Source organism: Saccharopolyspora dendranthemae (genome assembly GCF_007829955.1).
Classification (GTDB): Bacteria; Actinomycetota; Actinomycetes; order Mycobacteriales; family Pseudonocardiaceae; genus Saccharopolyspora; species Saccharopolyspora dendranthemae.
Window position 1 is genome coordinate 982,639 of sequence record NZ_VIWX01000001.1, and the last position, 23,808, is coordinate 1,006,446.

Here is a 23,808-nt window from a genome sequence, read left to right on the forward strand (position 1 = left end):
TTGCGGAACGACCCGGGAGCGCTGGACGCTCAGGTGCGCTCGGCGAAGGCTTCGACCTGGGTGGCGGTCCCCGCGACGATCAGGATGTCCTGCTGCCCGACGGCGGTGTCGGCCGTGGCGTAGGTGAAGTCCTCCCCCGGCCGCTTGATGCCGACGACCGTGACGCCGTACTTGGACCGCAGCTTCAGCTCGCCCAGCGTGGTGCCGACGGCCTCGGCGGGCGCGTGGGTCTTGATCAGCGCGTAGTGCTCGGCGAGCTCGATGTAGTCGAGCATCCGGCCGTTGACCAGGTGCGCGACCCGCTCCCCCATCTCGTGCTCGGGCAACACCACGTGGTGCGCGCCGACGCGCTCCAGGATGCGGCCGTGCTGGCGGCTGGTGGCCTTGGCCCAGATGTGCGGGATGCCGAAGTCCGCCAGCAGCGACGTGGTGAGGATGCTGGCCTCCAGCTCGGTGCCGATGGCGACCACGGCCCGCTTGAACTGGTGCACGCCGAGCTGGCGCAGGCTCTCGGGGTCGGTGCTGTCGGCGACGGCGGTGTGGGTGAGCTCGTCGGCGTAGCGCTGCACCACGTTCGGCCGCGAGTCCAGCGCCAGCACCTCCGAGCCGCGCAGCACGAGCTCGGCGGCCAGCGAGCTGCCGAAACGGCCGAGACCGACGACCACGACCTGGTTGTTGTCGTCGTTCTTAGCCAACGATGGGCCTCTCCTCCGGTAGTTCGTAGCGGCGGACGCGTTCGCGGAGCGCGAGCGCGGACGCCAGGGTGATCGGGCCGAGCCTGCCGACGAACATCAGCAGCACCAGCAGCACCTGCCCGAAGGGCGGCAGCTGCGCGGTGATCCCGGCCGACAGGCCGACCGTCGCGAACGCCGACACGGCTTCGAAGAGGACCTGGTCCAGTCCGAACGGGGTGATCACCAGCAGGGTCAGCACGGTCAGCATCACGAACGCTACGCCGAGCAGCACGATCGTCAGCGCCTGGCGCTGCACCGCTGCCGGCAGCTGCCTGCCCATCACGTGCACGGTGGGCTCACCGCGGATCTCGGCGAGGATCACGTACGCGAGCAGCGCGAACGTGGTGACCTTGATGCCGCCGGCGGTGCCCGCGCTGCCGCCGCCGATGAACATCAGGATGTCCTGCAGCAGCAGCGTCCCGGGGTGCGCGGCCGAGATGTCGAGGACGTTGAACCCGGCGGTGCGGGGGAAGACGCCGCTGGCGAAGCCGGCGAGCAGCTTGCCGGGCCAGGACATCGGCCCGAGGGTGCCGGGGTTGGCCCACTCCGCGGCGGTGATCCCGACCGAGCCCACGACCAGCAACAACGCGGTCGCCAGCAGGGTGACCTTGGCGTGCATGGTCCAGCGGCGGGACACCCGCAGGTGCCGGAAGATCTCCACCCACACCGGGAAGCCGAGACCGCCGGCGATCACGGCGGTGCAGATCGGCAGGAGGAAGTACGGGTCGGTGGCGAAGGACATCAGGTTGTCGCTGCGCAGCGCGAACCCGGCGTTGTTGAACGCCGAGACGGAGTGGAAGACGCCCTCGTAGATCGCCCGCCCCAGCGGCACCTCGTAACCGACGATCAGCCGGGCGGTCAGCAACGCCGCCACGACCAGCTCGAACAGCAGGCTGAGGCCGATCACCCGGAAGACCGTGCGGCGCACGTCGCCGAGCCCGAGCGCCTTGGTCTCGGCCTGCGCGGTCAGCCGCATCCGCAGTCCGAACCGGCGGAACATCACCAGGCTGAGCAGCGAGGCCACGGTCATGATGCCCAGGCCGCCGAGCTGGATCAGCACGAGGATGATCATTTCTCCGGCGGTGGAGAAGTAGACGGGCGTGTCCACCACGATCAGCCCGGTCACGCAGACGGCGGAGGTGGCGGTGAACAGCGCGGCCAGCACGCCGGTGGACTCACCGCTCTCGCTCGCGAACGGCATCATCAGCAGGGCGGTGCCGACCGCGATCAGGGCTGCGAAGCCCAGCACGATCGGCACCGTCGGACGCCGCACGACCGCGGCGACCCCGCGTTCGACGGCAGGGATGGCGCTCACGGCAGCACCCTACGTCGAGGAGACGATCAGGGTTCGGTGACGACCACCACGCCGTCGCTGTCGGCGTAGACGTACTCGCCGGGCACGAACGTCACGCCGCCGAGCTCGACGACCTCGTCGAGGACGCCCTCACCGGTCTTGGTGGACTTGCGCGGGTTGGTGCCCAGCGCCTTGACGCCGAACTGCATGCCGCCGATGACCGCGGAGTCGCGGATCGCGCCGTTGACGATGATCCCGCTCCAGCCGTGGGAACGGCCGAGCTCGGCGATGAGGTCGCCGACCAGAGCGGTGTGGACCGAGCCCGACCCGTCGATGACCAGCACGGCTCCGTCACCGGGCTCGGAGAGCGTCTTCTTCAGCAGGGCGTTGTCCTGGAAGCAGGTGACCGTGCGGATGCGGCCCTCGAAGGCCAGGACCCCGCCGTAGTTGCGGAACTGGACGTCGCAGCTGCGCACCTCCGGGCCCTCCCGGTCCGCCAGATCAGCCGTCGCCAAACCCATGAATGCCTCCCAAGAAGAGCTCAAAGACCACAAGAACCCTACCCGCCAGTAACAACACGAGCCAAAACAACCCCAACCCAACCCAACCCCGAACAACCCAACCCAACCAACCAACGTCAGGCAAGCGACGAAGTCGCTTTCTCACCACCCCCACCAAGCAACCCGCACCGCCGCGGGTTCTCAGACGCCTTCTGGGGAGGACAGCCGACGTGTCGTGTATTGGCATACATAAGCCTCGGATACCGGACCCAGAAGGCGTCTGAGGTTCCGCTTCTGGCACCGCCAAGCAGAGGAACCACTGAGTAGTTGATTTTGCGAGAGCACCCGCACAAAACGAGGGCCGGGCTCGGGAACACAATCCCGAGCCCGGCCTTCAAATTCAACCTTGGACTACCGCCCCTTGCGCTCCCGGAGCTTCGCGAGCGCCTCGTCCAGGATCCGCATCCCGTCCTCGTCGCTGCGACGCTCCTTCACGTACGCGAGGTGGCTCTTGTACGGCTCGTTGCGCTTCGCCGCCGGAGGGTTCTGCTCGTCCCGGCCTGCGGGCAGGCCGCAGCGCGGGCAGTCCCACTGCTCCGGGACTTCGGCGTCGAGCGCGAACGACGGCCTGCTGTGGTGCGCGTTGGCGCACCAGTAGTCGATCCGCTTGCGCGGAGCGGCTTCCCCCCGCTCAGACTCGCCTACCGTGGGGCCCGAGCCCACACGAGTGCCCCGAATGGCATTACCGCCAGTCATGAATCCTCACCCACCAAGCGGCCCGGGGTTTCTCGACCGTCCGTCGGCCGGCCGATCAACCGATCTTGATCAACAGGCCGACGCCGATGATGGAGATGACCCACAGCGCCATGACGAACAACGTCATGCGGTCGAGGTTCTTCTCCGCCACGCTGGAGCCGGCCAGGTTTGACTGCATACCGCCGCCGAACAGCGAGGAGAGTCCGCCCCCCTTGGCCCGGTGCAGCAGGATGAGCAGCACCAGCAGGACACTCGTCACGATCAACATGATCTGCAGGAAAAGAGTCATATCGTCCTCGTTCGCACAGCGGTTCGCAACCTAGAGTACCGGCCCGCCAACCCCCAGTTGACCAGTCCACCCACTTCCGCACCGAGGATCCCACACGGCGACCTCGGATTCTTCGGCGGGCGACAACCGGACACCGGAAATCCTGAAGCGGAATTCACCCGAAACGATGAGAGGACGCCACCGGCGGAGACCGGCGACGCCCTCTCGCGCAGATCACGGGAGCGGGCCACCCGCGGCCATGGCTGAGAGCTTGGCGAACTCGTCGCCGTTGAGGCTGGCGCCGCCGACCAGCGCACCGTCGACGTCGGACTGACCGACCAGCTCGCCGATGTTGCTGGACTTCACCGAGCCCCCGTAGAGCACGCGGATCTCGTCGGAGATCTCCTTGCCGTACTTGTCGTTGAGCGCCTCGCGCAGCGCACCGCACACCTCCTGGGCGTCGGCGGCGGTGGCGACCTTGCCGGTGCCGATGGCCCACACCGGCTCGTAGGCCACCACGACCTGGCGGACCTGGTCGGCCTTGAGGCCCTTGAGCGCGTTGATCAGCTGCGCGGTGCAGTGCCCCACGTGGTCACCGGCCTCGCGCACGTCGAGGGCCTCGCCGACGCACAGGATCGGCGTCATCTCGTTCTTGAGGACCTGGCGGACCTTCTTGTTGATCAGCTCGTCGCTCTCGGCGTGGTACTCGCGGCGCTCGGAGTGGCCGACCACCACGTAGCTGCAGCCCAGCTTGGCGAGCATCGGAGCGGAGACGTCACCGGTGTAGGCACCGGACTCGTGCTCGGAGACGTCCTGCGCGCCGTGCTTGATGAGCAGCTTGTCGCCGTCGATCAGCGTCTGGACGCTGCGGATGTCGGTGAACGGCGGGATGACCGCCACCTCGACCTTGGCGAAGTACTTCTCCGGCAGCGCGAAGGCGAGCTTCTGCACCAGGGCGATGGCCTCGAGGTGGTTGAGGTTCATCTTCCAGTTGCCGGCGATGAGGGGCTGACGAGCCATCAGGCGTCACCTTCCAGGACCTGAACACCTGGGAGCTGCTTGCCCTCCAGGTACTCCAGCGACGCACCGCCGCCGGTGGAGATGTGCGAGAAGCCGTCCTCCGGGAGACCCAGGGTGCGCACTGCCGCGGCGGAGTCACCGCCGCCGACGACGCTGAAGGACTCGGAGTCGACGATGGACTGGGCGATGCCCCGGGTTCCCTCGGCGAAGGCCGGGAACTCGAACACGCCGGCCGGGCCGTTCCAGAACACGGTTCCCGCTCCGCGGAGCACCTCGGCGAACAGCTCGGTGCTGCGCGGGCCGATGTCCAGGCCCATCCAGCCGTCCTCGATGGCGTCGGCGTTGACGGTCTTGCTCTCGGCGTCGGCCGCGAAGCGGTCGGCGACCACGACGTCGACCGGCAGCACGATCTTGTCGGCGTTGTCGGCCAGCAGCGCCTTCGTGTTGGCGATCTGGTCTTCCTGCAGCAGCGAGGAGCCCACGCCGTGGCCCTGAGCGGCCAGGAACGTGTAGGCCATGCCGCCGCCGATGAGCAGCTTGTCGACCTTGGGCAGCAGCGCCTTGATCACGCCGAGCTTGTCGGAGACCTTGGAGCCGCCGAGCACCACGGCGTAGGGGCGCTTGGCGTCGCCGGTGAGGGTCCGCAGGACCTCCACCTCGGCGAGCACGAGACCGCCTGCGTAGGCGGGCAGCTTCTTGGCGACGTCGTAGACCGACGCCTGCTTGCGGTGCACGACGCCGAAGCCGTCGGAGACGAAGGCGGCGCCTTCACCGACGAGCGCGGCCAGGTCTGCGGCCAGCGACTCGCGCTCGGCGTCGTCCTTGCTGGTCTCGCGGCTGTCGAAGCGCACGTTCTCCAGCAGCGCCACGCCGCCGTCGATGAGCCCGTTGACCGTGGCCTTGGCGGACTCGCCGACCAGGTCGCCGGCCAGCGCGACCTCGGATCCCAGCAGTTCACCGAGGCGACGCGCGACGGGAGCCAGTGAGAACTGCGGGTCGGGCTCGCCCTTCGGACGGCCGAGGTGCGCGGTCAGCACGACCTGCGCACCGGCGGCGGTGAGCTTGGCGACGGTCGGCAGCGAGGCGCGCACCCGCCCGTCGTCGGTGATCGTGTCGCCGTCCAGCGGCACGTTGAGGTCGGCGCGCACCAGCACGCGACGACCGCGCACGCCCTCAGAAAGCAGATCGTCGAGGTTCTTCACGCTCAAACTCCTACGTGAGACGGGAAGACCCGCACGAGCCGAGCGAAAACGCTGCGGCTCATGCGGGTCTCTTCCTTCGGTCTTGGCTCTTCCCACCCTCGCAGCCGGCACCGCCGCGGGTCTGAGGTTCCGCTACCCGCGCCGCTGAGCAGGACGAGTGGGAATCAAGATCAAGAGAGCTTCGAGCCGACCAGGGCGGTGAGGTCGGCGAGGCGGTTGGAGTAGCCCCACTCGTTGTCGTACCAGCCGACGATCTTGACCTGGTTGCCGATGACCTTGGTCAGCGGCGCGTCGAAGATCGTCGAGTGCGGGTCGGTGACGATGTCGCTGGAGACGATCGGGTCCTCGTTGTACTTGAGGATGCCCTTGAAGCGGCCCTCGGCAGCGGCGGCCTTGAAGGCCTCGTTGACCGACTCGACGGTGGCGTCCTTCTGCACGGTGGCGGTCAGGTCGGTGACCGAACCGGTCGGCACCGGCACGCGCATCGCGTAGCCGTCGAGCTTGCCGTTGAGCTCCGGGATGACCAGGCCGATGGCCTTGGCCGCACCGGTGCCGGTCGGCACCACGTTGACGCCGGCGGCGCGGGCGCGGCGCAGGTCCGAGTGCGGGCCGTCCTGCAGGTTCTGGTCCGCGGTGTAGGCGTGCACCGTGGTCATCAGGCCCTGCTCGATGCCGAAGGTGTCGTTGAGGACCTTCACCATCGGCGCGAGGCAGTTGGTGGTGCAGGAGGCGTTGGAGATGACGGTCTGCGTGCCGTCGTACTTCTCGTCGTTGGCGCCCAGCACCACGGTCAGGTCCTCGCCCTTGGCCGGCGCGGAGACGATGACCTTCTTGGCGCCACCCTCGTCGACGTGCTTGCGCGCGTCCTCGGCCTTGGTGAAGAAGCCGGTGGACTCGACGACGACGTCCACGCCCAGGTCGCCCCACGGCAGCTTGCCCGGGTCGCGCTCGGCGAGGATCTTGATGAGCTTGCCGCCCACCTCGATGCCCTCACCGGTGACCTTCACCTCCTGGTCGAGACGACCGAGGATGGTGTCGTACTTGAGCAGGTGCGCCATGGTCGCGACGTCGCCCAGGTCGTTGGCGGCCACGATCTCGATGTCGTGATCGCTGGCGGCCGCCGCACGCCAGAAGTTCCGCCCGATCCGACCGAAGCCGTTGATGCCTACGCGAACGGTCACGCCGATCTCTCCTCGTGACTGACCCTGCCGATGACCTCGGCGGGTGAGTTGATGGTCTCGGGCTCACCCTATCTGCCTCGGGAGCCCCCGCACGTGGGCGGGCGCGAGCTCCCACCGCCTGTTCGGGTGAGCCACCCCGAGGATACCCGCCGAACGCCTAGTGGAGGGCATCTTTGCAGTTCAGAAGCCCCGAGGGAGCGCTGACGGAAAAGCGCCACCGGTGATCGGAATCTCTGCACCGGTTCGGCGGGAGCGGCAGGCCCGTTTCCCCGCAGCACGTCGGGGACGAGGATCAAGCCTCGGCTTCGAGCATTTCCGCTGTTACTGCTGATTCCGTGTCCGGCACGCCCAGATCGCGGGCGCGCTTGTCGGCCATGGCCAGCAACCGCCTTATACGACCGGCGACCGCGTCCTTGGTCATCGGCGGGTCGGCGAGCTGTCCGAGCTCTTCCAGCGACGCCTGGCGGTGGGCCAAGCGCAGCCTGCCCGCGACCGTGAGGTGGTCGGGGGCGTTCGGGCCGAGCAGGTCCAGCGCGCGTTCGACGCGCGCGGCCGAGGCGACGGCGGCGCGGGCCGACCGGCGCAGGTTCGCGTCGTCGAAGTTGGCCAGCCGGTTGGCGGTGGCGCGCACCTCGCGCCGCATCCGCCGCTCCTCCCAGGACAGCACGCTGGAGTGCGCGCCGAGCCGGGTCAGCAGGGCGCCGATGGCGTCGCCGTCGCGGACCACGACGCGGTCGGCGCCGCGCACCTCGCGCGACTTGGCCGACACGCCGATCCGCCGGGCGGAGCCGACGAGCGCGAGCGCTGCTTCCGGTCCGGGGCAGGTGACCTCCAGGGAGGAGGACCGGCCCGGTTCGGTCAGCGAGCCGTGCGCGAGGAAGGCACCGCGCCAGGCCGCTTCGGAGTCGCAGGAGCCGCCGGAGACCACGTGGGCGGGAAGGCCGCGCACGGGTCGGCCGCGCGGGTCGAGCAGCCCGGTCTGCCGGGCGAGCCCTTCACCGTCCTTGACCACGCGCACCACGTAGCGGGTGCCCTTGCGCAGTCCGCCGGAGGTGATCACGTGCACGTCGGAGTGGTGCCCGAACAGCTCGTGGATCTCCTTGCGGAGCCTGCGCGCGGTGGATCCGCTGTCGAGTTCGGCCTCGACCACCACCCGTCCGGCGACGATGTGCAGTCCGCCGGCGAAACGCAGCAACGACGAGACCTCCGCCCGTCGGCAGCACGTCTTGCTCACCGACAACCGGCTCAACTCGTCCTTGACCGCCGCGGTCATCGCCACTGGTCCGTCCTCCTCTCCAGTGCGGCCCGCAGGCTCGCCGCGAGCGCCTGCGGGTCGTGCCGTCCCGGCACGGCGGGCGCGGCGATCTTGTCCAGCAAGGTCCAGGCGCCCAGGTCCGAGGCCGCCGAGCGCAACCGGTCCGGGGTGGGCACGGAATCCGCATCGGCGAGCACGGCGTCGACCTTCAGCCGGGGCGCGTGTTGCGAGAGTACGTCGAGGTGTTGTTCGGGCGAGAAGCCCGCCGTCTCACCCGGCTGAGGGATGAGGTTGAGCACCACGAACCGGCGCGCCGAAGTGGTCACCAGAGCCTCGTGCAGCTCCGGGACCAGCAGATGTGGCAGAACGCTGGTGAACCAGGAGCCGGGTCCGAGCAGCACCAGATCGGCACCCGCGACCGCCTCAACGGCTTGCGGGCACGCCGTCGGCGAGTCGTCCCCGTTCGCGTGCAATCGCACTTGTTTCACCCGACCGGGTGTACTCGCTAGTGCTACCTGCCCTCGAATGGTGCGCACGGCCTCCGGATCGGAGTCGAGTCCGACGACGTCACCGATCATGTCCAGCGGTCGCGTCGACATCGGCAGCACCCGTCCGCGGATCCCGAGCAGCTCGCACGCGTGGTCGAGGACCTCGACCGGGTCCTCCAGGACTTCCAGCAGCCCGGCCAGCAGCAGGTTGCCGACCGCGTGCCCGGCCAGCGCGCCCGAACCGCCGAAGCGGTGCTGGAACACCTGCGCCCACAGCTGCTCCTGCTCGCCGTCGTCGGCCAGCGCCGCGAGCGCCTTGCGGAGGTCGCCGGGCGGCAGCAGGCCGAGTTCGCGGCGCAGCCGCCCCGAGGACCCGCCGTCGTCGGCGACCGTCACCACGGCCGTCACGTCGGAGGTGATCCGGCGCAGCGCCGCCAGCGATGCCTGCAGCCCGTGCCCACCGCCCAGGGCGACCGCGCGGAGCTGCCGGTCCTCCCGCTCGCCCGTCACTCGCGCCCCAGGTCCCGGTGGACCGTCTTGACCATCATCCCGTCGTCCTCGGCGAGCCTGCGCGCCAGTTCCTCGACCAGCGCGACGCTGCGGTGCTTGCCGCCCGTGCATCCCAGCGCCAGCGTCAGGTAGCGCTTGCCCTCGCGGTGGTAGCCGGCGCCGACCAGCCGCAGCAGCTGCTGGTAGCTGTCCATGAACTCCTCGGCGCCTTCCTGGCCGAGCACGTAGTTGCGGACCTCGTCGTCGAGGCCGTTGAACTCGCGCAGCTCGGGGATCCAGAAGGGGTTGGGCAGGAAACGGCAGTCCATCACCAGGTCGGCGTCCATCGGCAGCCCGTACTTGTAGCCGAAGGACAGCACGGTCACCCGCGTGCGGGTGCTGGCCTCGGTGCCGAAGGCGTCCTCGATCTTGCTGCGCAGCTGGTGCACGGACAGGCCGGTGGTGTCGAGCACCAGGTCGGCTTCCGAGCGCAGCCGGGACAGCAGCGAGCGCTCGGCGGCGATGCCGTCGGCCAGCCGTCCGTCCGCCTGCATCGGGTGGCCGCGCCGGACCTGCTCGAAGCGCCGGATCAGCACCTCGTCGGTGGCCTCCAGGAACAGCACCTTCGGCTTGTAGCCGCGGGCGTCGAGGTCCTTGATCACCGAGCCGAGGTCCTCGGTGAAGGCGCGGCTGCGCACGTCCATCACCACCGCGACGCGGGTGATCTGGCCGCTCGAGCGGGCCCCCAGCTCGACCATGGTGGCGATCAGCTCCGGCGGCAGGTTGTCCACCACGAACCAGCCGAGGTCCTCCAGGCACTTGGCCGCGGTGCTGCGGCCCGCTCCGGACAGGCCGCTGACGACCGCGACCTCGATGCCCGAATGCTCGTCACTCACTTTGCTCCCCTTGCTTTCCAGCTGTCCCGTCGGCCAACGCCGCGTGCACGGTCTCCGCGGTGCTGCGACCGATCCCAGGTACCGCCACGATGTCGTCGACGGTGGCCTGGCGAAGTTTCTTCACCGAGCCGAAGTGCTTGAGCAGCGCTGCGCGACGAGTCTCACCCAGACCCGGGATCGAGTCCAATGTGGATCCGGTCATCCGCTTGCTCCGCTTGGCCCGGTGGTAGCTGATGGCGAAGCGGTGCGCCTCGTCCCGCACCCGCTGCAGCAGGTAGAGCGCCTCGCTGGTGCGCGCCAAGATCACCGGATCGGGGTCGGCGGGCAGCCACACCTCTTCGAGGCGCTTGGCCAGGCCGATCACCGCGACGTCGGTGATGCCCATCTCGGTCAGCGCGTCGGCCGCGGCGTTGGCCTGCGGCCCGCCACCGTCGATGACCAGCAGGTTCGGCGGGTAGGCGAACCTCTTGGGACGCCCGGTGTCCGGGTCGATCGCGGGATCGGCTCCGGTGGCCTCGCCGTCCGGGGTCTCCTGCGGGACTTCCTTCGCGGTCTCGCTGAGGTAGCGGGCGAACCGGCGGCGCACGACCTCGTCGATCGAGCCGACGTCGCCTCCCTCGGCACCTTCCCGGACCTCGAAGCGGCGGTACTCGGACTTGCGCGGCACGCCGTCCTCGAAGACCACCAGCGAGGCCACCACGTCGCTGCCCTGCACGTGGCTGACGTCGATGCACTCGATGCGCAGCGGAGCGGTGTCCAGCGCGAGCGCTTCCTGCAGCTCCTGCAGCGCCGCCGAGCGCGCGGTGAGATCGCCGGCGCGGCGCAGCTTGTACTGCTGGAACGCCTCCTTGGCGTTCCGCTCCACGGTCTCCATCAGCGAACGCTTATCACCGCGCTGCGGAACGCGCAGGCTGACGCGGGTGCCGCGCAGCTCGCCGAGCCAGCCGGCGATGGTCTCGGAGTCCTCGGGCAGTTCGGGCACCAGCACCTCGCGGGGTACCGGGCTGCCGCCCGAGTCGGCCTGGTCGGCCAGGGCGGCCTGCTCCCCGTAGAACTGCGTGAGGAACTGGGAGGTCAGCTCCGAGGTGTCCTTGGTCTCGTCGCCCGAGGTCTCGACCTTGTCGATCACCCAGCCGCGCTGGCCGCGGACCCGGCCGCCGCGGATGTGGAAGACCTGCACGGCCGCGGCGAGTTCGTCCTGGGCGAAGGCCACGACGTCGGCATCCGTGCCGTCGCCGAGCACCACCGCCTGCTTCTCCATCGCGCGGCGCAGCGCTTCGAGGTCGTCGCGCAGCCGGGCGGCGCGTTCGAACTCCAGCTCCGCGGAGGCGGCCTGCATCTGCTTGTCGAGCCTGCGCATCAGCTGGTCGGTCTGACCTGCCAGGAAGTCGCAGAAGTCCTCGACGATGCCGCGGTGCTCGTCGGCGCTGACCCGGCCCACGCAGGGCGCCGAGCACTTGCCGATGTAGCCGAGCAGGCAGGGGCGGCCGATCTGCGAGTGCCGCTTGAACACCCCGGCCGAGCAGGTGCGCGCCGGGAACACCCGCAGCAGCATGTCCAGCGTCTCGCGGATGGCCCACGCGTGGGCGTAGGGACCGAAGTAGCGCACGCCGCGCTTGCGCGGACCGCGGTAGACGTGCAGCCGCGGGTACTCCTCGTGCAGCGTCACCGCCAGCACCGGGTAGGACTTGTCGTCGCGGTAGCGGACGTTGAACTTGGGGTCGTACTCCTTGATCCAGGAGTACTCCAGCTGCAGGGCTTCGACCTCGGTGCCCACCACGGTCCACTGCACGCCGGTGGCGGTGGTGACCATCTGCCGGGTGCGCGGATGCAGCCCGGCGAGGTCGGCGAAGTACGAGGAAAGCCTGCTGCGCAAGCTCTTCGCCTTGCCGACGTAGATCACGCGCCCGGTGGCGTCGTGGAAGCGGTACACGCCCGGGGCGTCCGGGATCGTGCCTGGTGCTGGTCGGTAGGTGGACGGGTCGGCCACGCCACCAGCCTACGTGCGATCCCCGACGGGACTCGTCGGCGGCCGGTCACCACACCGGGTTCGGATCAGGGCACACTGGGTGGTCCACGATCTTCGCACGCGCCGCCGGGAGGTCACCTTGAGCTACGCCAACACCAGTCCCGACCGAGCCCCCGACCGATCCGCCCCCGAGCGCGCCTCGCTCTGCGAGGTCGGACCAGGTGTGCACGCCTGGGTGCAGCCGGACGGTTCGTGGTGGATCAACAACGCGGGCGCGGTCTTCTCCGACGACGGGATCGTGCTGGTCGACACCTGCGCGACCGCGGTGCGCACCCGCCGCTTCCTGGACGCGGTGCGCGCGCAGGGCGGGGACGCGCCGATCCGCTTCGCGGTCAACACCCACCTGCACGGCGACCACACCTACGGCAACGCGCTGCTGCCGGATTCCACCGCGGTCGTGGGGCATTCCGCGACCCGCGACGGCATCCTCGCCGACACGATCCTGCACGAGACCCCGCCGGTCTGGGAACCCTCGCCGCAGTGGGAGATCACCGAGCACCGAGCACCGTCGGTGGTGCTGCGGGACTCGCTGACGCTGCACGTGGGCGACCGGGCCGTCGAGCTGCACCACCCGGGCTTCGCCGCCCACACACCGGGTGACGTGGTCGCGTGGGTGCCCGATTCGTCGGTGCTGTTCAGCGGGGATCTGCTGTTCCACGGCGTGACGCCGCTGGTGTTCATGGGATCGGTCGAGGGCGCGCTGAAGTCCTTGGAGTGGTTGGCGGGATTCCGCCCCACAGCGGTGGTTCCGGGCCACGGCTCGACGTTGCCGGGCACCGCGCTCCCCCGCGTCCTGGAGGACCACGCGCGCTACTACCGATTCGTCCTGGACACCGCCCGCAAGGGCCGCACCGACGACCTCAGCCCGCTGGAGGCCGCGAAGCGCTGCGACCTCGGCGAATTCGCGAACTGGCCGGACGCCGAGCGCATCGTGCTCAACCTCCACCGCGCCTACGCCGAGGCCGACGAACGCGACATGGACCTCGCCGAAGCGTTCGGCGACGCCGTCACCTACCACGGCGGCCCCCTGCCGACCCACGTGTGAGCCCCGCCGCGATGCCCGAAGAACGAGGGCCCTGGGCAGTTCTGGTCTGAATTGACCCGACATGTCGAACGTCGATCATGGACGGTTCGGACCACAACTGCCCAGCGACCGGACACCGGCCTCAGCCCCCGCACGGCTCCCGAACGAGGCGCACCTGGTCAGGAGCCGTTCACAGCGGGCGTGGGAGGCGTTCGTCCACCGGGGCCAAGGTCACCGGCAGGGCCGGGAGGGTCTGGTACCAGTAGGCCGTGGAGGACACGTCGTCGGAGCGCTTGTTGGCGTGACCGTGCTCGATGGTCGCCTTGATGGAGCGGTCGAAGACGATCGGGTCCTCGACGTGGAAGCGGTAGTAGGACACCTGCCCGCTCCAGTTCTCGCCACCCGCCATGGTGATCCCGTGGTACGGCGCGTGGTACTCCTGGTTCGGGCACCACGCGGTGTTGAAGTAGTCCTCGGTACCGGTGCCGTGCAACCGCGGCGGCCAGGGTTCTCCGTCGATGAAGAACATGTCGTCGCCCTCGCCGTACCAGTTCCAGGCGGTGGTCTCGCGCAGGTTGTGCACGTTGAGGACGGTTCCGACGTAATGCCCGCGCCCTTCGGCCTCCAGCATCACGAAGTTGCCCGCGCCGTCGGTGTTGTGGCCGCCGAAGAGGAACTCCTCGTTGGTCTGGTCGCCCTGCGGGACGCCGTCGGTGGGGTTCTGCCGCCGCCACTGCGCGTGGAAGTAGGCCAGTTCCGGATCGGGTTCGGGGTAGCTCTCGTAGTCGACGTAGAAGTAGAACGTCACGGGCTTGACGCTCATCTCGCTGATCAGCTCGACGCGGGCGCGTCCGGCGAAGGGCATCGCGAACCAGCAGTTGAAGCCCTTGCCGTCCTGCGGGCTCATCTGCAGCGGCGCGGAGCTGAAGTTCACGCTGCGGCCGTGCCCGACGCCGAAGAAGTCGCCGAGCGGCACCAGGACGGCCGCGTGCGGCTGGTCGTCCCAGGTGATGCGCAGGACGAGCCGGCGCAGGTAGTCGCCTTCGAGCTCGACGGCCTCACCGACGTGGTCGAGCGCGACCGTGCACCAGATGTGGGTGATCACCCCAGGTCCGGTGATGTCGGCCAGCATCCGGGTCTCCCCCGGCATGACGCGCACGTTGTCGGTGTTGCCCCCGGAGGTGTCCCAGCTCGACACGCGACCGCTGCGCGTGGCGCGCAGCCGCGGCAGATCCCTCAGACTGCTTCCGAAATCCCCATAACCGGCCATGGTGTTGCCTCCCCAGTCGGCAGACGGCAGTGTCCTTGATCACTGTCTACCATCTCGGGCGGTGTCACCGGACGCGAATCACCCAGCCCCCGGGGGGGTTGGTCGTCAGCGCGTCGGGGGCGTGTAGTTCTCGATGCGCTGCAACAGTTTCCGGATGCGGGCGCCGTAGATCGGCGAGAGGGCGTAGCCGGGGTAGCTGGCGAACCAGCTGGCGCTGCCGAGACTGACGGCGTCGGCACCGGCCCAGAAGTACTCGCGGCAGTCGTCGAAGCTGCGGATGCCGCCGGTGGCGATGATCGGCAGCGTCACGTCGGCGTCGCGCAGCTCCTTGATCACGCGCAGCCCGATCGGCTTGATCGCGCGTCCGGAGAGACCGCCGAAACCGTTCTTCAGCAGCGGTGTCCCGGTCTCGGGGTCCAGCCGCAGGCCCTTGACGGTGTTGATCGCGGTCAGCGCGGACACGCCGTGCTTCGCGGCGAGCCGGGCGTGCCCGATGTAGTCGTAGTCGGGCGAGAGCTTGAGGATCACCGGGTGGTTGCTGCGCGGCACGGCTTCGGCGAGCACCGATTCGATGATCTGGTTGAAGTCGAAGTTCACGTTGTGGCAGGAGACGTTGAACTCCAGCGCCGCGATGTCGCCGACCGGGACGGCGGCGTTGACCTTGTCGACGAGCGTCACGAACTCCTCGACGGAGAACCCGCCGACGGACATGATCGTGTTCTGCGCCCGGGTGCGCGGGTAGTAGTCGCGCAGGTAGGCGTCGATGCCGACGTTGCACCAGCCGAAGGCGTTGAGCCAGCCCCCGTCGACCTGGCGCAGCGCCTGCCCGTAGCGCTTGAGCAGACCGGGCAGCTCGCGCAGCTCCCAGTCGTCCTTGGTGGTGAAGTGGCCTTCGCGCGGCTCGACGGTGACCGTGCGGGTGGTGACGGCGCCGAAGCGCTCCAGCGGGACGAAGTTCGAGATGGGGCTCATGCCGTAGGCCATGACCTTGGCGTTGGCCACGCCGTAGCCCAACAGGCTCGACGAGGTGACCAGGCGGTTGCGAAGCCTGATGTCACCGAGGCGGACGCCGGGCTCGGCGCTCTCGTCTCGGACCAACCGAAGGTTGCGCTCCTGGGCCACGCTCACGATCTCCTCCTACCGACGACCACCCGCCATTGTCCCCCACGACGGGCACCGCGCCCATGCGGGCTCGCCCACACTCCTCGCCCGAATCGTTGCGTTTCGAACACCGAACCGCTTCCATGGGTGGTGTGAGCGCTCTTGTCTGAAACCACCGAAGCTCCAACGGTTTCCGCACGTCGCGCACGCTGGGGAGTGATCGGCTACTTCGTGGCCACCGGCGCGGCCTTGGGGACCTGGACCGCGCGGATCCCCGCGATCAAGCGAGATCTGGAGCTCGACGACGGCCAGATGACGGTCGCGCTGTTCGCGATCGCGGTGGGTTCGGTGCTGGCGATGCAGTTCGTCGGGCACCTCGCGGACCGCTTCGGCAGCGCCCGCGTGCTGGGGCCGGGCGGGCTGGTGATGGCAGCGGGACTGCTGCTGCCCGGTTACGCGGGTTCACTCCCGGTGCTGGTGGGGGGCCTGGTGCTGTTCGGCGCCGGGCACGGCGTCGTCGACGTGGCGATGAACGCCCACTCGATGCAGGTCCAGCGGCACTACTCGCGGCCCATCGTGATCACGTTCCACGCGCTGTTCAGCATCGGCGGCCTGTTGGGCTCCGGCGCCGGGGCGGTGGCCGCGCAGCTCGACGTGCCGGTGCCGGTCCACTTCACGCTCGCGGCCGTCGCGCTCGCGGTGCTGGTCGAGGCGTCCCGGCGGCGGTTGCTGCCCGCCGAGCCGCAGGAGGCGGCCGAGCAGAACCGGGGACGCGGCATCTCGCCCGCGATCCTGCTGCTGGGGGTGCTGGCGTTCAGCTGCTCGCTGGGTGAGGGCTCGATGGCCGACTGGTCCCCGCTGTACCTGCACGACGAGCTGCGCACGAGCCCGGCGGTCGCGGCGATCGGCTACGCGGTGTTCTCGACGATGATGGCCGTCTGCCGCTTCCTCGGCGACCGCCTGGTGGCCCGCTTCGGACCGGTCGCCCTGGTCCGCACCTGCGGCCTGATCGCCGGGATCGGCATGGGCGCCGGGCTGCTCGCGCACCACCCGGTGGCGGCGATCGTCGGCTTCGCGCTGTTCGGGATCGGCCTGTCCTGCATCATCCCGCAGGTGTTCAGCGCCGCGGGCACCCGCGACCCCGCCCGAGCGGGCCGCGACCTCGCTCAGGTGAGCACCCTCGGCTACGGCGGCCTCCTGGCCGGCCCGGTCCTCATCGGCGTGATCACCCACTGGACCGACCTCACCACGGCCCTCACGATCCCGGCCGCCCTCGCCCTGGTCGTGGCCCTCGCGGCGCCGGTGGTCCGCCCCCGCCCCTGACCTCGCGGCGCCGCGTTCCGGGGGTGGGGTGCGACCCGGGTCGGGTGTGACCACAATGGTCGGTGAGAAGTTTCCGAACTCTAGGAGCACTTTCGTGAGCAACGAGAAGCCCGTCGTCGAGGCCCCCACCGGTGAGCCGCCGGCCGACCTGGTGATCGAGGACATCGTCGTCGGCGACGGTGCCGAGGCGAAGGCCGGCGACAACGTGGCCGCGCACTACGTGGGCGTGTCGCACAGCACCGGCGAGGAGTTCGATTCGAGCTGGAACCGCGGTCAGCCGCTCCAGCTCCAGCTGGGCTCCGGCATGGTCATCGAGGGCTGGGACCGCGGCCTGCAGGGCATGAAGGTCGGCGGCCGCCGTCGCCTGTCCATCCCGCCGCACATGGGCTACGGCCCGCGCGGCGTGCCCGGCGTCATCGCCCCCAACGAGACCCTCGTCTTCGTCTGCGACCTCGTCTCCGCGGGCTGACCTCGCCGGACGTGTGCAGAGCCCCGGCGATCGCGTGCGCGATCACCGGGGCTCTCGTGGTCTCGGGGCGGGTCAGGCGTCGATCGAGCGGCGGAGTTCGCGCAGCTCGCGCATCGCGGTGACCGCGTGGTTCCCGTCGGTGGCCTGGACCGCCATGATCGGGACGTACTCGTCCTCGGGCAGCTCCACCCGCGCCCACGGCGCTCCGTCGGGGAACGTGACGCCCTGCACGAGCTGCCACGGGATGCGCTGGGTGCCGATGATGTTGCGGACCTCCAGGCCCTCGGCGTCGGCCCGCAGCCGCGGCCTGGTCAGCAGCATCACGCCGGAGGCCAGCAGCAAGCCCAGGAAACCCATCGCGATCTGGTCGGAGACGTTGAAGACCACGCCGGTCGGAGTGCTCCGCAGCAGCGTTCCGACCAGCGCGAACACACCCACCAGGAGGATCGCGAGCGGGATCGCGACCCGGCGCACCTTGCGCGGGCGCACGTCCACGGTCCCGGTGCTCACAGGAACCCCCGGTCGCCGTCGGCGCCGACGCGCAGGCCCCGCAGCACGAGCGCTGTCTCCAGCGCCGCCGCGGTCGCCTCGAAGCCCTTGTCCTCCACCGAGTCGACGAACCCGGCTCGTGCCTCGGCCTGCTCCAGGGTGTCGCAGGTCAGGACGCCGTTGCCGACCGCAGTGGACTCGTCCAGCGACACCCGGGTCAGGCCCTGGGTGACCGAGTCGCACACGTACTCGAAGTGCGGGGTTCCGCCGCGGATGACCACGCCGAGCGCGACGACCGCGTCGTGCGAGTGCGCCAGCTGCTGGCACACGACCGGCAGCTCCACCGAGCCCGGCACGCGGACGACGGTCGGCTCGGCGATGCCGGCTTCCTTGGCCGCTTCGACGGCGCGGTCGAGCATCTGATCGACCAGGTGCTCGTGCCACCGGATCGCCGCGATGCCCACCTTCAGGTCACCGGCCTCAGGCACGCTGACCCGCGGCCTGCCTTCCCCGCTCATGTCTTGTCCGCCTCTCCGCGCTTTTCAGTGGTGGTTGCGTCGCGGCCGGAGGTTTCTCGTGGCCGGGTCGCATCACGGTTCCCCTGAGGTGCTGTTCTCAAGAGCTCCTGCTGCTTCGACGAACCTCAGGCCGTCACGCCCGTGTCTCCGGAGATGGAGGAGTCTTCGCCGTCGTCCAGATTGTCCAGCACGTGGCCCATCCGGTCGCGCTTGGTCCGCAGGTAGCGGATGTTCTCCGGGTTGGGGCGGATCGGCAGCGGCACGCGATCGACGATCCGCAGGCCGTAGCCCTCCAGGCCGACGCGCTTGGCGGGGTTGTTGGTCAGCAGCCGCATCGACTTGATGCCCAGGTCGCAGAGGATCTGCGCGCCCTGGCCGTAGTCGCGGCTGTCCACCGGCAGGTCGAGCTCCAGGTTGGCGTCGACGGTGTCGGCCCCGTCGTCCTGCAGCTGGTAGGCCTGCAGCTTGTGGATCAGGCCGATGCCGCGGCCCTCGTGGCCTCGCATGTAGAGCACAACACCGCGTCCGGCCTCGGCGACCTGCTGCATCGCCGCGTCCAGCTGCGGGCCGCAGTCGCAGCGCAGCGAGCCGATGACGTCGCCGGTCAGGCACTCGGAGTGGACCCGGACCAGGATGTCCTCGCCGTCACCGATGTCGCCGTAGACCATCGCCAGGTGCTCGATGCCGTCGAGCGTGCTGTCGTAGCCGAAGGTCCGGAAGGTGCCGTGCACGGTCGGGATGCGGGCCTCGGCGACGCGCACCACCTGCTTCTCGAAGCGGCGGCGGTAGGTGATCAGGTCGGCGATGGTGATCAGCGCGAGGTCGTGCTCGTCGGCGAAGACCTCCAGCTCGTCGCGCCGGGCCATGTCGCCCTCGGCCTTCTGGCTGACGATCTCGCACAGCGCGCCCGCCGGCCGCAGCCCGGCCATCCGCGACAGGTCCACCGACGCCTCGGTGTGCCCGGGGCGCCGCAGCACGCCACCGTCGCGGGCGCGCAGCGGCACGACGTGGCCGGGGCGCGTCAGGTCCTTCGGCGTGGCCTCGGCGCCGGCGAGCACCCGCAGCGTCTGCGCGCGGTCGGCCGCGGAGATCCCGGTGGTCACGCCCTCCGCCGCGTCCACGGTGACCGCGTAGGCGGTGCCCTTGCGGTCCTGGTTGGAGTGGTACATCGGGGGCAGGTCGAGGCGGTCGCAGTCCTCGGCGGGCATGCCCACGCAGATGTAGCCCGAGGTGTAGCGGACCATGAAGGCCACCAGCTCAGGCGTCGCCTTCTCGGCGGCGAAGATCAGGTCGCCCTCGTTCTCGCGGTCCTCGTCGTCGACGACGATCACGGCCTTGCCGGCCGCGATGTCGGCCAACGCCCGCTCGATGGTGTCGAACTTCTTCGTGCTCACCGTTTCCGAAACCTCGTCCTCGGGGTTCATCGCGCCTCCCTGCTGCCGCCATTGTCCCCCGTCACCGCGGGTGCACCTGGGTTCTGCTGAGCCAGCTGAGCCGCGGAGAGCCTTTCCAGGTGCTTGGCCAGCACATCCACTTCGATGTTCACTTCGTCACCTGCGGCGCGTCGGCCGAAGGTGGTCAGCTCCTTGGTGGTGGGGATCAGCGCGACGGAGAACCGCGCGGGCTCGCCGTCGGCGACCTCGACGACGGTCAGGGACACGCCGTCGATCGTGATCGAACCCTTCTCCACCAGGTAGTGCGCGAGGCCGCTGGGAAGGTCGAAGGAGGTCAGCCCGGTGGCCTGGTCGGTGTCGCGCAGCACGGCGGTGCCGTCCACGTGCCCCTGCACGATGTGCCCGCCCAGGCGTTCCCCCAGCGCCATCGCGCGCTCCAGGTTGACCCGCTCACCTGCGTCGACGTGCTTGAGGGAGGAGCGGCGCAGCGTCTCGGAGACCACGTCGACGGTGAACGCGCCGCCCTCGGCGGTGACCACGGTCAGGCACACGCCGTTGACCGCGATCGAGTCGCCGTGCTTCGCGTCCTGGGTGACCACCGGACCGCGGATGGTCAGCCGCGAGCCGTCCTCAAGGGGCTCCACGGACTCGATGGTGCCGAGTTCCTCGACGATCCCGGTGAACACTGCTGCCTCCTGCCTGCCCTGCGGGCCTCGTTGCCCGCCGCTCAAGGACTCAGTCCTGCGGGACCGCGCTGATGCGCACGTCCGGGCCACTCATCGTCGTCTCTTCGATTCGCAACCGCCATGCTTGCGAGATGCTTCCCACCCCGGCATTTCCCAGGGCTGCGGGTCCCGATCCCAGCAGAGCCGGTGCGATGTAGGCCAGCACGCGGTCGACCAGTCCCACATTCCAGAAAGCGCCCGCCAGGGTCGGCCCGCCTTCCAGCAGCACGTCGACCGCGCCGCGCTCGGCGAGCTCGGCCAGCGCCGCGGCGGGGTCACCGCCGGGCAGGCGGAGCGTGTCGGCCGCGTCGTCGAGCACGCGGGCGCCCGGCGGGAGGTCGCGGTCGCCGATGACGACCCGCAGCGGTTGCCGCTCCAGCAGGGTGCCGTCCGGGTCGCGGGCGGTCAGCTGCGCGTCGTCGCCGAGGATCGTCCCGGTCCCGGCGATGATGGCGTCCATCGCGGCGCGCACCCGGTGCACCTCGGCTCGGGACTCCGCCGAGCTGATCCACTTGCTGGTGCCGTCCTCGGCCGCCGACCGTCCGTCCAACGTGGCCGCGTACTTCCACGTCACGTGCGGGCGTCCGGTGTGGACGAAGTGCAACCAGGCCCGCAGCGTCCCTTTCGCGACCTCGTCGGCGAGCAGACCACTGTGGACGTCGACTCCGGCGGCCCGCAGGATCGCGGCACCGCCCGAGGCCGACGGGTTCGGATCGGAGGCCGCGTGCACCACCCGCGCGATCCCGGCGGCGCGCAGCGCCTCGGCGCACGGCGGGGTGCGGCCGGTGTGCGCGCAGGGTTCGAGGGTGACCACGGCGGTCCCACCGTCGGCGCGGGAACCGGCTTCGCGCAGCGCGTTGACCTCGGCGTGCGGGCCTCCGGGCGGGCTGGTGGCGCCGACCCCGGCGACCTCGCCGCGCGCGTCGAGGATCACGCAGCCGACAGGCGGGTTCGGGCTGGTGGTGCCGCGAACCCGCTCCCCCGCTTCGATCGCGGCGCGCATCGCCCGTTGCTCGACCTCAGCGGTCATGGCGTGCTCCTCGGGCGATGCGCGGCGGTGGTGATCAGGCCCGGGCTTGGGTGAAGGCCGGGGTGGCGGTCCCGCGCAGCGCCTCGATGGCCTGCGCCGGGTCCTCGGCGTTGTAGACCGCCGAGCCCGCCACGAAGCAGTCGACACCGGCTTCGGCGGCCTGCTCGATGGTCTCGGCGTTGATGCCGCCGTCGATCTCGACGAGCAGCTTCAGGTGGCCGGTGTCGACGAGCTGACGGGCCTTGCGGGCCTTGTCCAGGACCTCGGCCATGAACTTCTGGCCGCCGAAGCCCGGCTCGACCGACATCACCAGCAGGGTGTCGTAGTGCTTGAGCAGCTCGACGTAGTCGTCGAAGTGGGTGCCCGGCTTGATCGCCAGGCCGGCCTTGGCGCCCGCGGCGTGCAGGTCCTTGGCGAGGTTGACCGGGTCGTGGGCGGCCTCGACGTGCACGGTGACGTTGTGCGCGCCCGCCTCTGCGTAACCCGGCGCCCAGCGGTCCGGGTTCTCGATCATGAGGTGGCAGTCGACCGGGATGTCCGTGGTCTTGAGGATCGACTCCACGACGGGCAGGCCGAGCGTGAGGTTCGGCACGAAGTGCGCGTCCATCACGTCGACGTGGAGCCAGTCGGCCCCCTTGCCGGGTTCTCCGCCCACGGCGGAGATCTCGTCGGCGAGCCGGGCGAAGTCTGCGGAGAGGATGGAGGGCGCGATCATCGGCTGGTTCGACACATGCGCGAGTTTAAATCCCCCGCGAGGGCGCCGACCTCACGCCCTCCTCCGATGGAGGCGGCCCCGTCACGAACGGTCGCCGGGGGCGCCTTTCTCGGTCAAGCCCGGCTTCGTGCGGTTGATCGCGTAGTAGGCGATGCACAGGACGATCAGGAACGGCACGCCGGCCTTCCACGCGGTGTTGAACTGCTCGGTGAACGGGGTCGTGAGCAGCACCGCCGCGACGAACAGCATCGCCAGCACGGTGGTCACCGGAGCGCCCGGCAACCGGACCGGCGAGGGGTCGAGCCCCTGGGCCGCGCGGCGACGCCGGAAGACCAGGTGCGAGGCGAAGATCATCAGCCACACCACCAGCGCCGCGAACAGCGCCAGGCCGATGAGCAGCGGGAACGCGCTCTCCTCGGCGAACACCGCCAGCGCTGCGGCCAGCGCCAGGCCCACCGCCGAGAGCACCAGCGCGCGGCGCGGGACCCCGTTGCGGCTGACTCCGGCGAACCACCGGGGGGCGTACCCGTCGAGCGCGAGCGAGTGGGTCATGCGGGCGGTCAGGTAGAGGTTGGTGTTCATCGCCGAGAGGGCCGCAGTGAGCACCACGAAGTTCATGATCCCTGCCGCGGCGGGGATGCCGACCATGCTGAACAGCCGCACGAAGGGGCTCTGCGTGACGTCCTCGGACGAGGAGATCTGGTCCCACGGCAGGATCGAGACGACCACGAGCATGCCCATCACGTAGAACAGCGCGAGCCGCAGCACGGTGCTCCGGGCGGCGCGCGGCACGTCGCGGGCGGGGTCGCGGGATTCGGCGGCGGTCATCGACACCGCTTCGGTGCCCAGGTAGGAGAAGGTGACCACGGTCAGCGCGAGCCACACCGCGCCGAGACCGTTGGGCAGGAACCCGCCGTGGTCGGTCAGCGCCCCGACACCGGCGGGCGCGTGACCGGGCAGGCCGAAGACGATGTAGACGATGCCGAGGGCCACGAACACCACGATGGTGATGACCTTGATCATGGCGAACCAGTACTCGAACTCGCCGAAGAAGCGCACGGCGGCGAGGTTGACCGCCAGCATCAGCGCGGAGAAGCCCACGACCGGAACCCACAGCGGCAGCGCCGGGTACCAGAACTGCAGGTAGAGGCCGGCGGCGATGACCTCGCTGCCGATGTTGACCACTTGGGCGGCCCAGTAGATCCAGCGCGAGATGAAACCGGGCAGGCCGCCGAGGTATTCGCGGATCACCGCGCCGAAGCCGCCGGCTTCGGGGTGCACGACGACCATCTCGGCGAGGGCGTAGGCGAGCGCGAGGGCGGCGAAGGCCGCGACCGCGTAGGCGATGATCACCGCGGGCCCGGCGATGGAGATCGCCAGGCCGGATCCGAGGAACAGCCCCGTCCCGATGGCGCCGCCGATGGCGATCATGCCGACCTGGCGCCCGGAGAGCGCCCGGCGCAACCCGGACGGCTGTGCCGGTGCGGTGTCCTCTACCACCTGTGCTGCCTCCTGCTCGTCGCCCGACCGTTTCGGACGTCCGAGCACCCTACGACGCGCACTCGATCACGAGCCCCGAGGTTGTCGAAGCGTTGTCAACGCCCGCGAGCACTCCTCCGGGAGCATCCCAGTTTTAGT

At 69.9% G+C, this 23,808-nt stretch carries 24 protein-coding genes; 3 read left to right on the plus strand and 21 right to left on the minus strand.

All coding sequences use genetic code 11. The annotated features are described in order from the left end of the window. Positions 1-29: 29 nt before the first annotated feature. From FHU35_RS04420 to uvrC, 12 genes are all read right to left on the minus strand, one after another. On the minus strand, positions 30-695 hold the full coding sequence (locus FHU35_RS04420; RefSeq protein WP_246110063.1) for a potassium channel family protein: 666 nt from the start codon (positions 693-695) through the stop codon (positions 30-32). Then, positions 688-2,040 (minus strand): TrkH family potassium uptake protein, encoded by a 1,353-nt coding sequence (locus FHU35_RS04425; protein WP_281290224.1) that lies wholly within the window; start codon positions 2,038-2,040, stop codon positions 688-690. Before FHU35_RS04425 ends, FHU35_RS04420 begins: the two co-directional genes overlap by 8 nt. A gap of 35 nt (positions 2,041-2,075) precedes the next feature. After that, a complete protein-coding gene (rraA, locus tag FHU35_RS04430) occupies positions 2,076-2,549 on the minus strand; it encodes a ribonuclease E activity regulator RraA (protein ID WP_145737077.1) in 474 nt (157 codons plus the stop codon). A 390-nt stretch (positions 2,550-2,939) separates the two neighbouring features. Continuing rightward, the gene (locus FHU35_RS04435; protein ID WP_145737078.1) at positions 2,940-3,284 is read right to left on the minus strand and encodes an RNA polymerase-binding protein RbpA; all 345 of its coding nucleotides are present in this window, start codon (positions 3,282-3,284) and stop codon (positions 2,940-2,942) included. Positions 3,285-3,339: 55 nt separating this feature from the next. Then, positions 3,340-3,573, minus strand: coding sequence for a preprotein translocase subunit SecG (gene secG / locus FHU35_RS04440; protein WP_145737079.1), 234 nt, complete (start codon positions 3,571-3,573; stop codon positions 3,340-3,342). A gap of 213 nt (positions 3,574-3,786) precedes the next feature. Further along, a complete protein-coding gene (gene tpiA / locus FHU35_RS04445; RefSeq protein ID WP_145737080.1) occupies positions 3,787-4,572 on the minus strand; it encodes a triose-phosphate isomerase in 786 nt (261 codons plus the stop codon). Beyond that, positions 4,572-5,774: a phosphoglycerate kinase gene (locus FHU35_RS04450; RefSeq protein ID WP_186459250.1), complete on the minus strand. Its 1,203-nt coding sequence runs from the start codon at positions 5,772-5,774 to the stop codon at positions 4,572-4,574. The genes tpiA and FHU35_RS04450 overlap by 1 nt, the downstream gene beginning before the upstream one ends. A 170-nt stretch (positions 5,775-5,944) precedes the next feature. After that, positions 5,945-6,955 carry a type I glyceraldehyde-3-phosphate dehydrogenase gene (gap, locus tag FHU35_RS04455; protein WP_145737082.1) on the minus strand — a complete coding sequence of 337 codons (1,011 nt, stop codon included), beginning with the start codon at positions 6,953-6,955 and terminating at the stop codon, positions 5,945-5,947. Between the two features lie 292 nt (positions 6,956-7,247). Then, a complete protein-coding gene (gene whiA, locus FHU35_RS04460; RefSeq protein WP_145737083.1) occupies positions 7,248-8,234 on the minus strand; it encodes a DNA-binding protein WhiA in 987 nt (328 codons plus the stop codon). Then, positions 8,225-9,208 (minus strand): gluconeogenesis factor YvcK family protein, encoded by a 984-nt coding sequence (locus FHU35_RS04465; protein ID WP_246110064.1) that lies wholly within the window; start codon positions 9,206-9,208, stop codon positions 8,225-8,227. Before FHU35_RS04465 ends, whiA begins: the two co-directional genes overlap by 10 nt. Next, positions 9,205-10,083: an RNase adapter RapZ gene (gene rapZ, locus FHU35_RS04470; protein ID WP_132622503.1), complete on the minus strand. Its 879-nt coding sequence runs from the start codon at positions 10,081-10,083 to the stop codon at positions 9,205-9,207. The genes FHU35_RS04465 and rapZ overlap by 4 nt, the downstream gene beginning before the upstream one ends. Continuing rightward, the gene (gene uvrC / locus FHU35_RS04475) at positions 10,076-12,073 is read right to left on the minus strand and encodes an excinuclease ABC subunit UvrC (RefSeq protein ID WP_145737085.1); all 1,998 of its coding nucleotides are present in this window, start codon (positions 12,071-12,073) and stop codon (positions 10,076-10,078) included. The genes rapZ and uvrC overlap by 8 nt, the downstream gene beginning before the upstream one ends. 118 nt (positions 12,074-12,191) lie before the next feature. Between uvrC and FHU35_RS04480 the strand changes: the two genes are divergently transcribed. Further along, positions 12,192-13,157 carry an MBL fold metallo-hydrolase gene (locus FHU35_RS04480; RefSeq protein WP_145737086.1) on the plus strand — a complete coding sequence of 322 codons (966 nt, stop codon included), beginning with the start codon at positions 12,192-12,194 and terminating at the stop codon, positions 13,155-13,157. A 169-nt stretch (positions 13,158-13,326) separates the two neighbouring features. Here the strand turns inward: FHU35_RS04480 and FHU35_RS04485 are convergent, their stop codons facing one another. After that, positions 13,327-14,406 carry a glycoside hydrolase family 172 protein gene (locus tag FHU35_RS04485; protein ID WP_145737087.1) on the minus strand — a complete coding sequence of 360 codons (1,080 nt, stop codon included), beginning with the start codon at positions 14,404-14,406 and terminating at the stop codon, positions 13,327-13,329. A gap of 105 nt (positions 14,407-14,511) precedes the next feature. Further along, positions 14,512-15,534, minus strand: coding sequence for a beta/alpha barrel domain-containing protein (locus FHU35_RS04490; RefSeq protein WP_246110065.1), 1,023 nt, complete (start codon positions 15,532-15,534; stop codon positions 14,512-14,514). A 135-nt stretch (positions 15,535-15,669) separates the two neighbouring features. Here FHU35_RS04490 and FHU35_RS04495 point away from each other — a divergent pair, with 135 nt between their 5' ends. Both FHU35_RS04495 and FHU35_RS04500 read left to right on the plus strand, forming a co-directional pair. Then, complete coding sequence (locus FHU35_RS04495; protein ID WP_145737088.1) at positions 15,670-16,830, plus strand: MFS transporter; 1,161 nt, start codon at positions 15,670-15,672, stop codon at positions 16,828-16,830. Between the two features lie 94 nt (positions 16,831-16,924). Then, positions 16,925-17,299, plus strand: a complete 375-nt coding sequence (locus tag FHU35_RS04500; protein ID WP_145737089.1) for an FKBP-type peptidyl-prolyl cis-trans isomerase — start codon at positions 16,925-16,927, stop codon at positions 17,297-17,299. Between the two features lie 72 nt (positions 17,300-17,371). Here FHU35_RS04500 and FHU35_RS04505 read toward each other — a convergent pair whose 3' ends face one another. The 7 genes from FHU35_RS04505 to FHU35_RS04535 form a co-directional block, all read right to left on the minus strand. Continuing rightward, positions 17,372-17,809 carry a PH domain-containing protein gene (locus tag FHU35_RS04505; protein ID WP_145737090.1) on the minus strand — a complete coding sequence of 146 codons (438 nt, stop codon included), beginning with the start codon at positions 17,807-17,809 and terminating at the stop codon, positions 17,372-17,374. Then, positions 17,806-18,306: a 6,7-dimethyl-8-ribityllumazine synthase gene (gene ribH, locus FHU35_RS04510; RefSeq protein WP_145737091.1), complete on the minus strand. Its 501-nt coding sequence runs from the start codon at positions 18,304-18,306 to the stop codon at positions 17,806-17,808. Before ribH ends, FHU35_RS04505 begins: the two co-directional genes overlap by 4 nt. 125 nt (positions 18,307-18,431) lie before the next feature. Next, positions 18,432-19,730: a bifunctional 3,4-dihydroxy-2-butanone-4-phosphate synthase/GTP cyclohydrolase II gene (locus FHU35_RS04515; protein ID WP_145737092.1), complete on the minus strand. Its 1,299-nt coding sequence runs from the start codon at positions 19,728-19,730 to the stop codon at positions 18,432-18,434. Next, positions 19,727-20,386 (minus strand): riboflavin synthase, encoded by a 660-nt coding sequence (locus tag FHU35_RS04520; protein ID WP_145737093.1) that lies wholly within the window; start codon positions 20,384-20,386, stop codon positions 19,727-19,729. Before FHU35_RS04520 ends, FHU35_RS04515 begins: the two co-directional genes overlap by 4 nt. 49 nt (positions 20,387-20,435) lie before the next feature. Beyond that, complete coding sequence (gene ribD, locus FHU35_RS04525) at positions 20,436-21,455, minus strand: bifunctional diaminohydroxyphosphoribosylaminopyrimidine deaminase/5-amino-6-(5-phosphoribosylamino)uracil reductase RibD (RefSeq protein WP_145737094.1); 1,020 nt, start codon at positions 21,453-21,455, stop codon at positions 20,436-20,438. Between the two features lie 34 nt (positions 21,456-21,489). After that, positions 21,490-22,170: a ribulose-phosphate 3-epimerase gene (gene rpe, locus FHU35_RS04530; protein WP_145737957.1), complete on the minus strand. Its 681-nt coding sequence runs from the start codon at positions 22,168-22,170 to the stop codon at positions 21,490-21,492. Positions 22,171-22,251: 81 nt separating this feature from the next. Then, on the minus strand, positions 22,252-23,670 hold the full coding sequence (locus FHU35_RS04535; RefSeq protein WP_145737095.1) for an amino acid permease: 1,419 nt from the start codon (positions 23,668-23,670) through the stop codon (positions 22,252-22,254). Positions 23,671-23,808 lie beyond the last annotated feature (138 nt).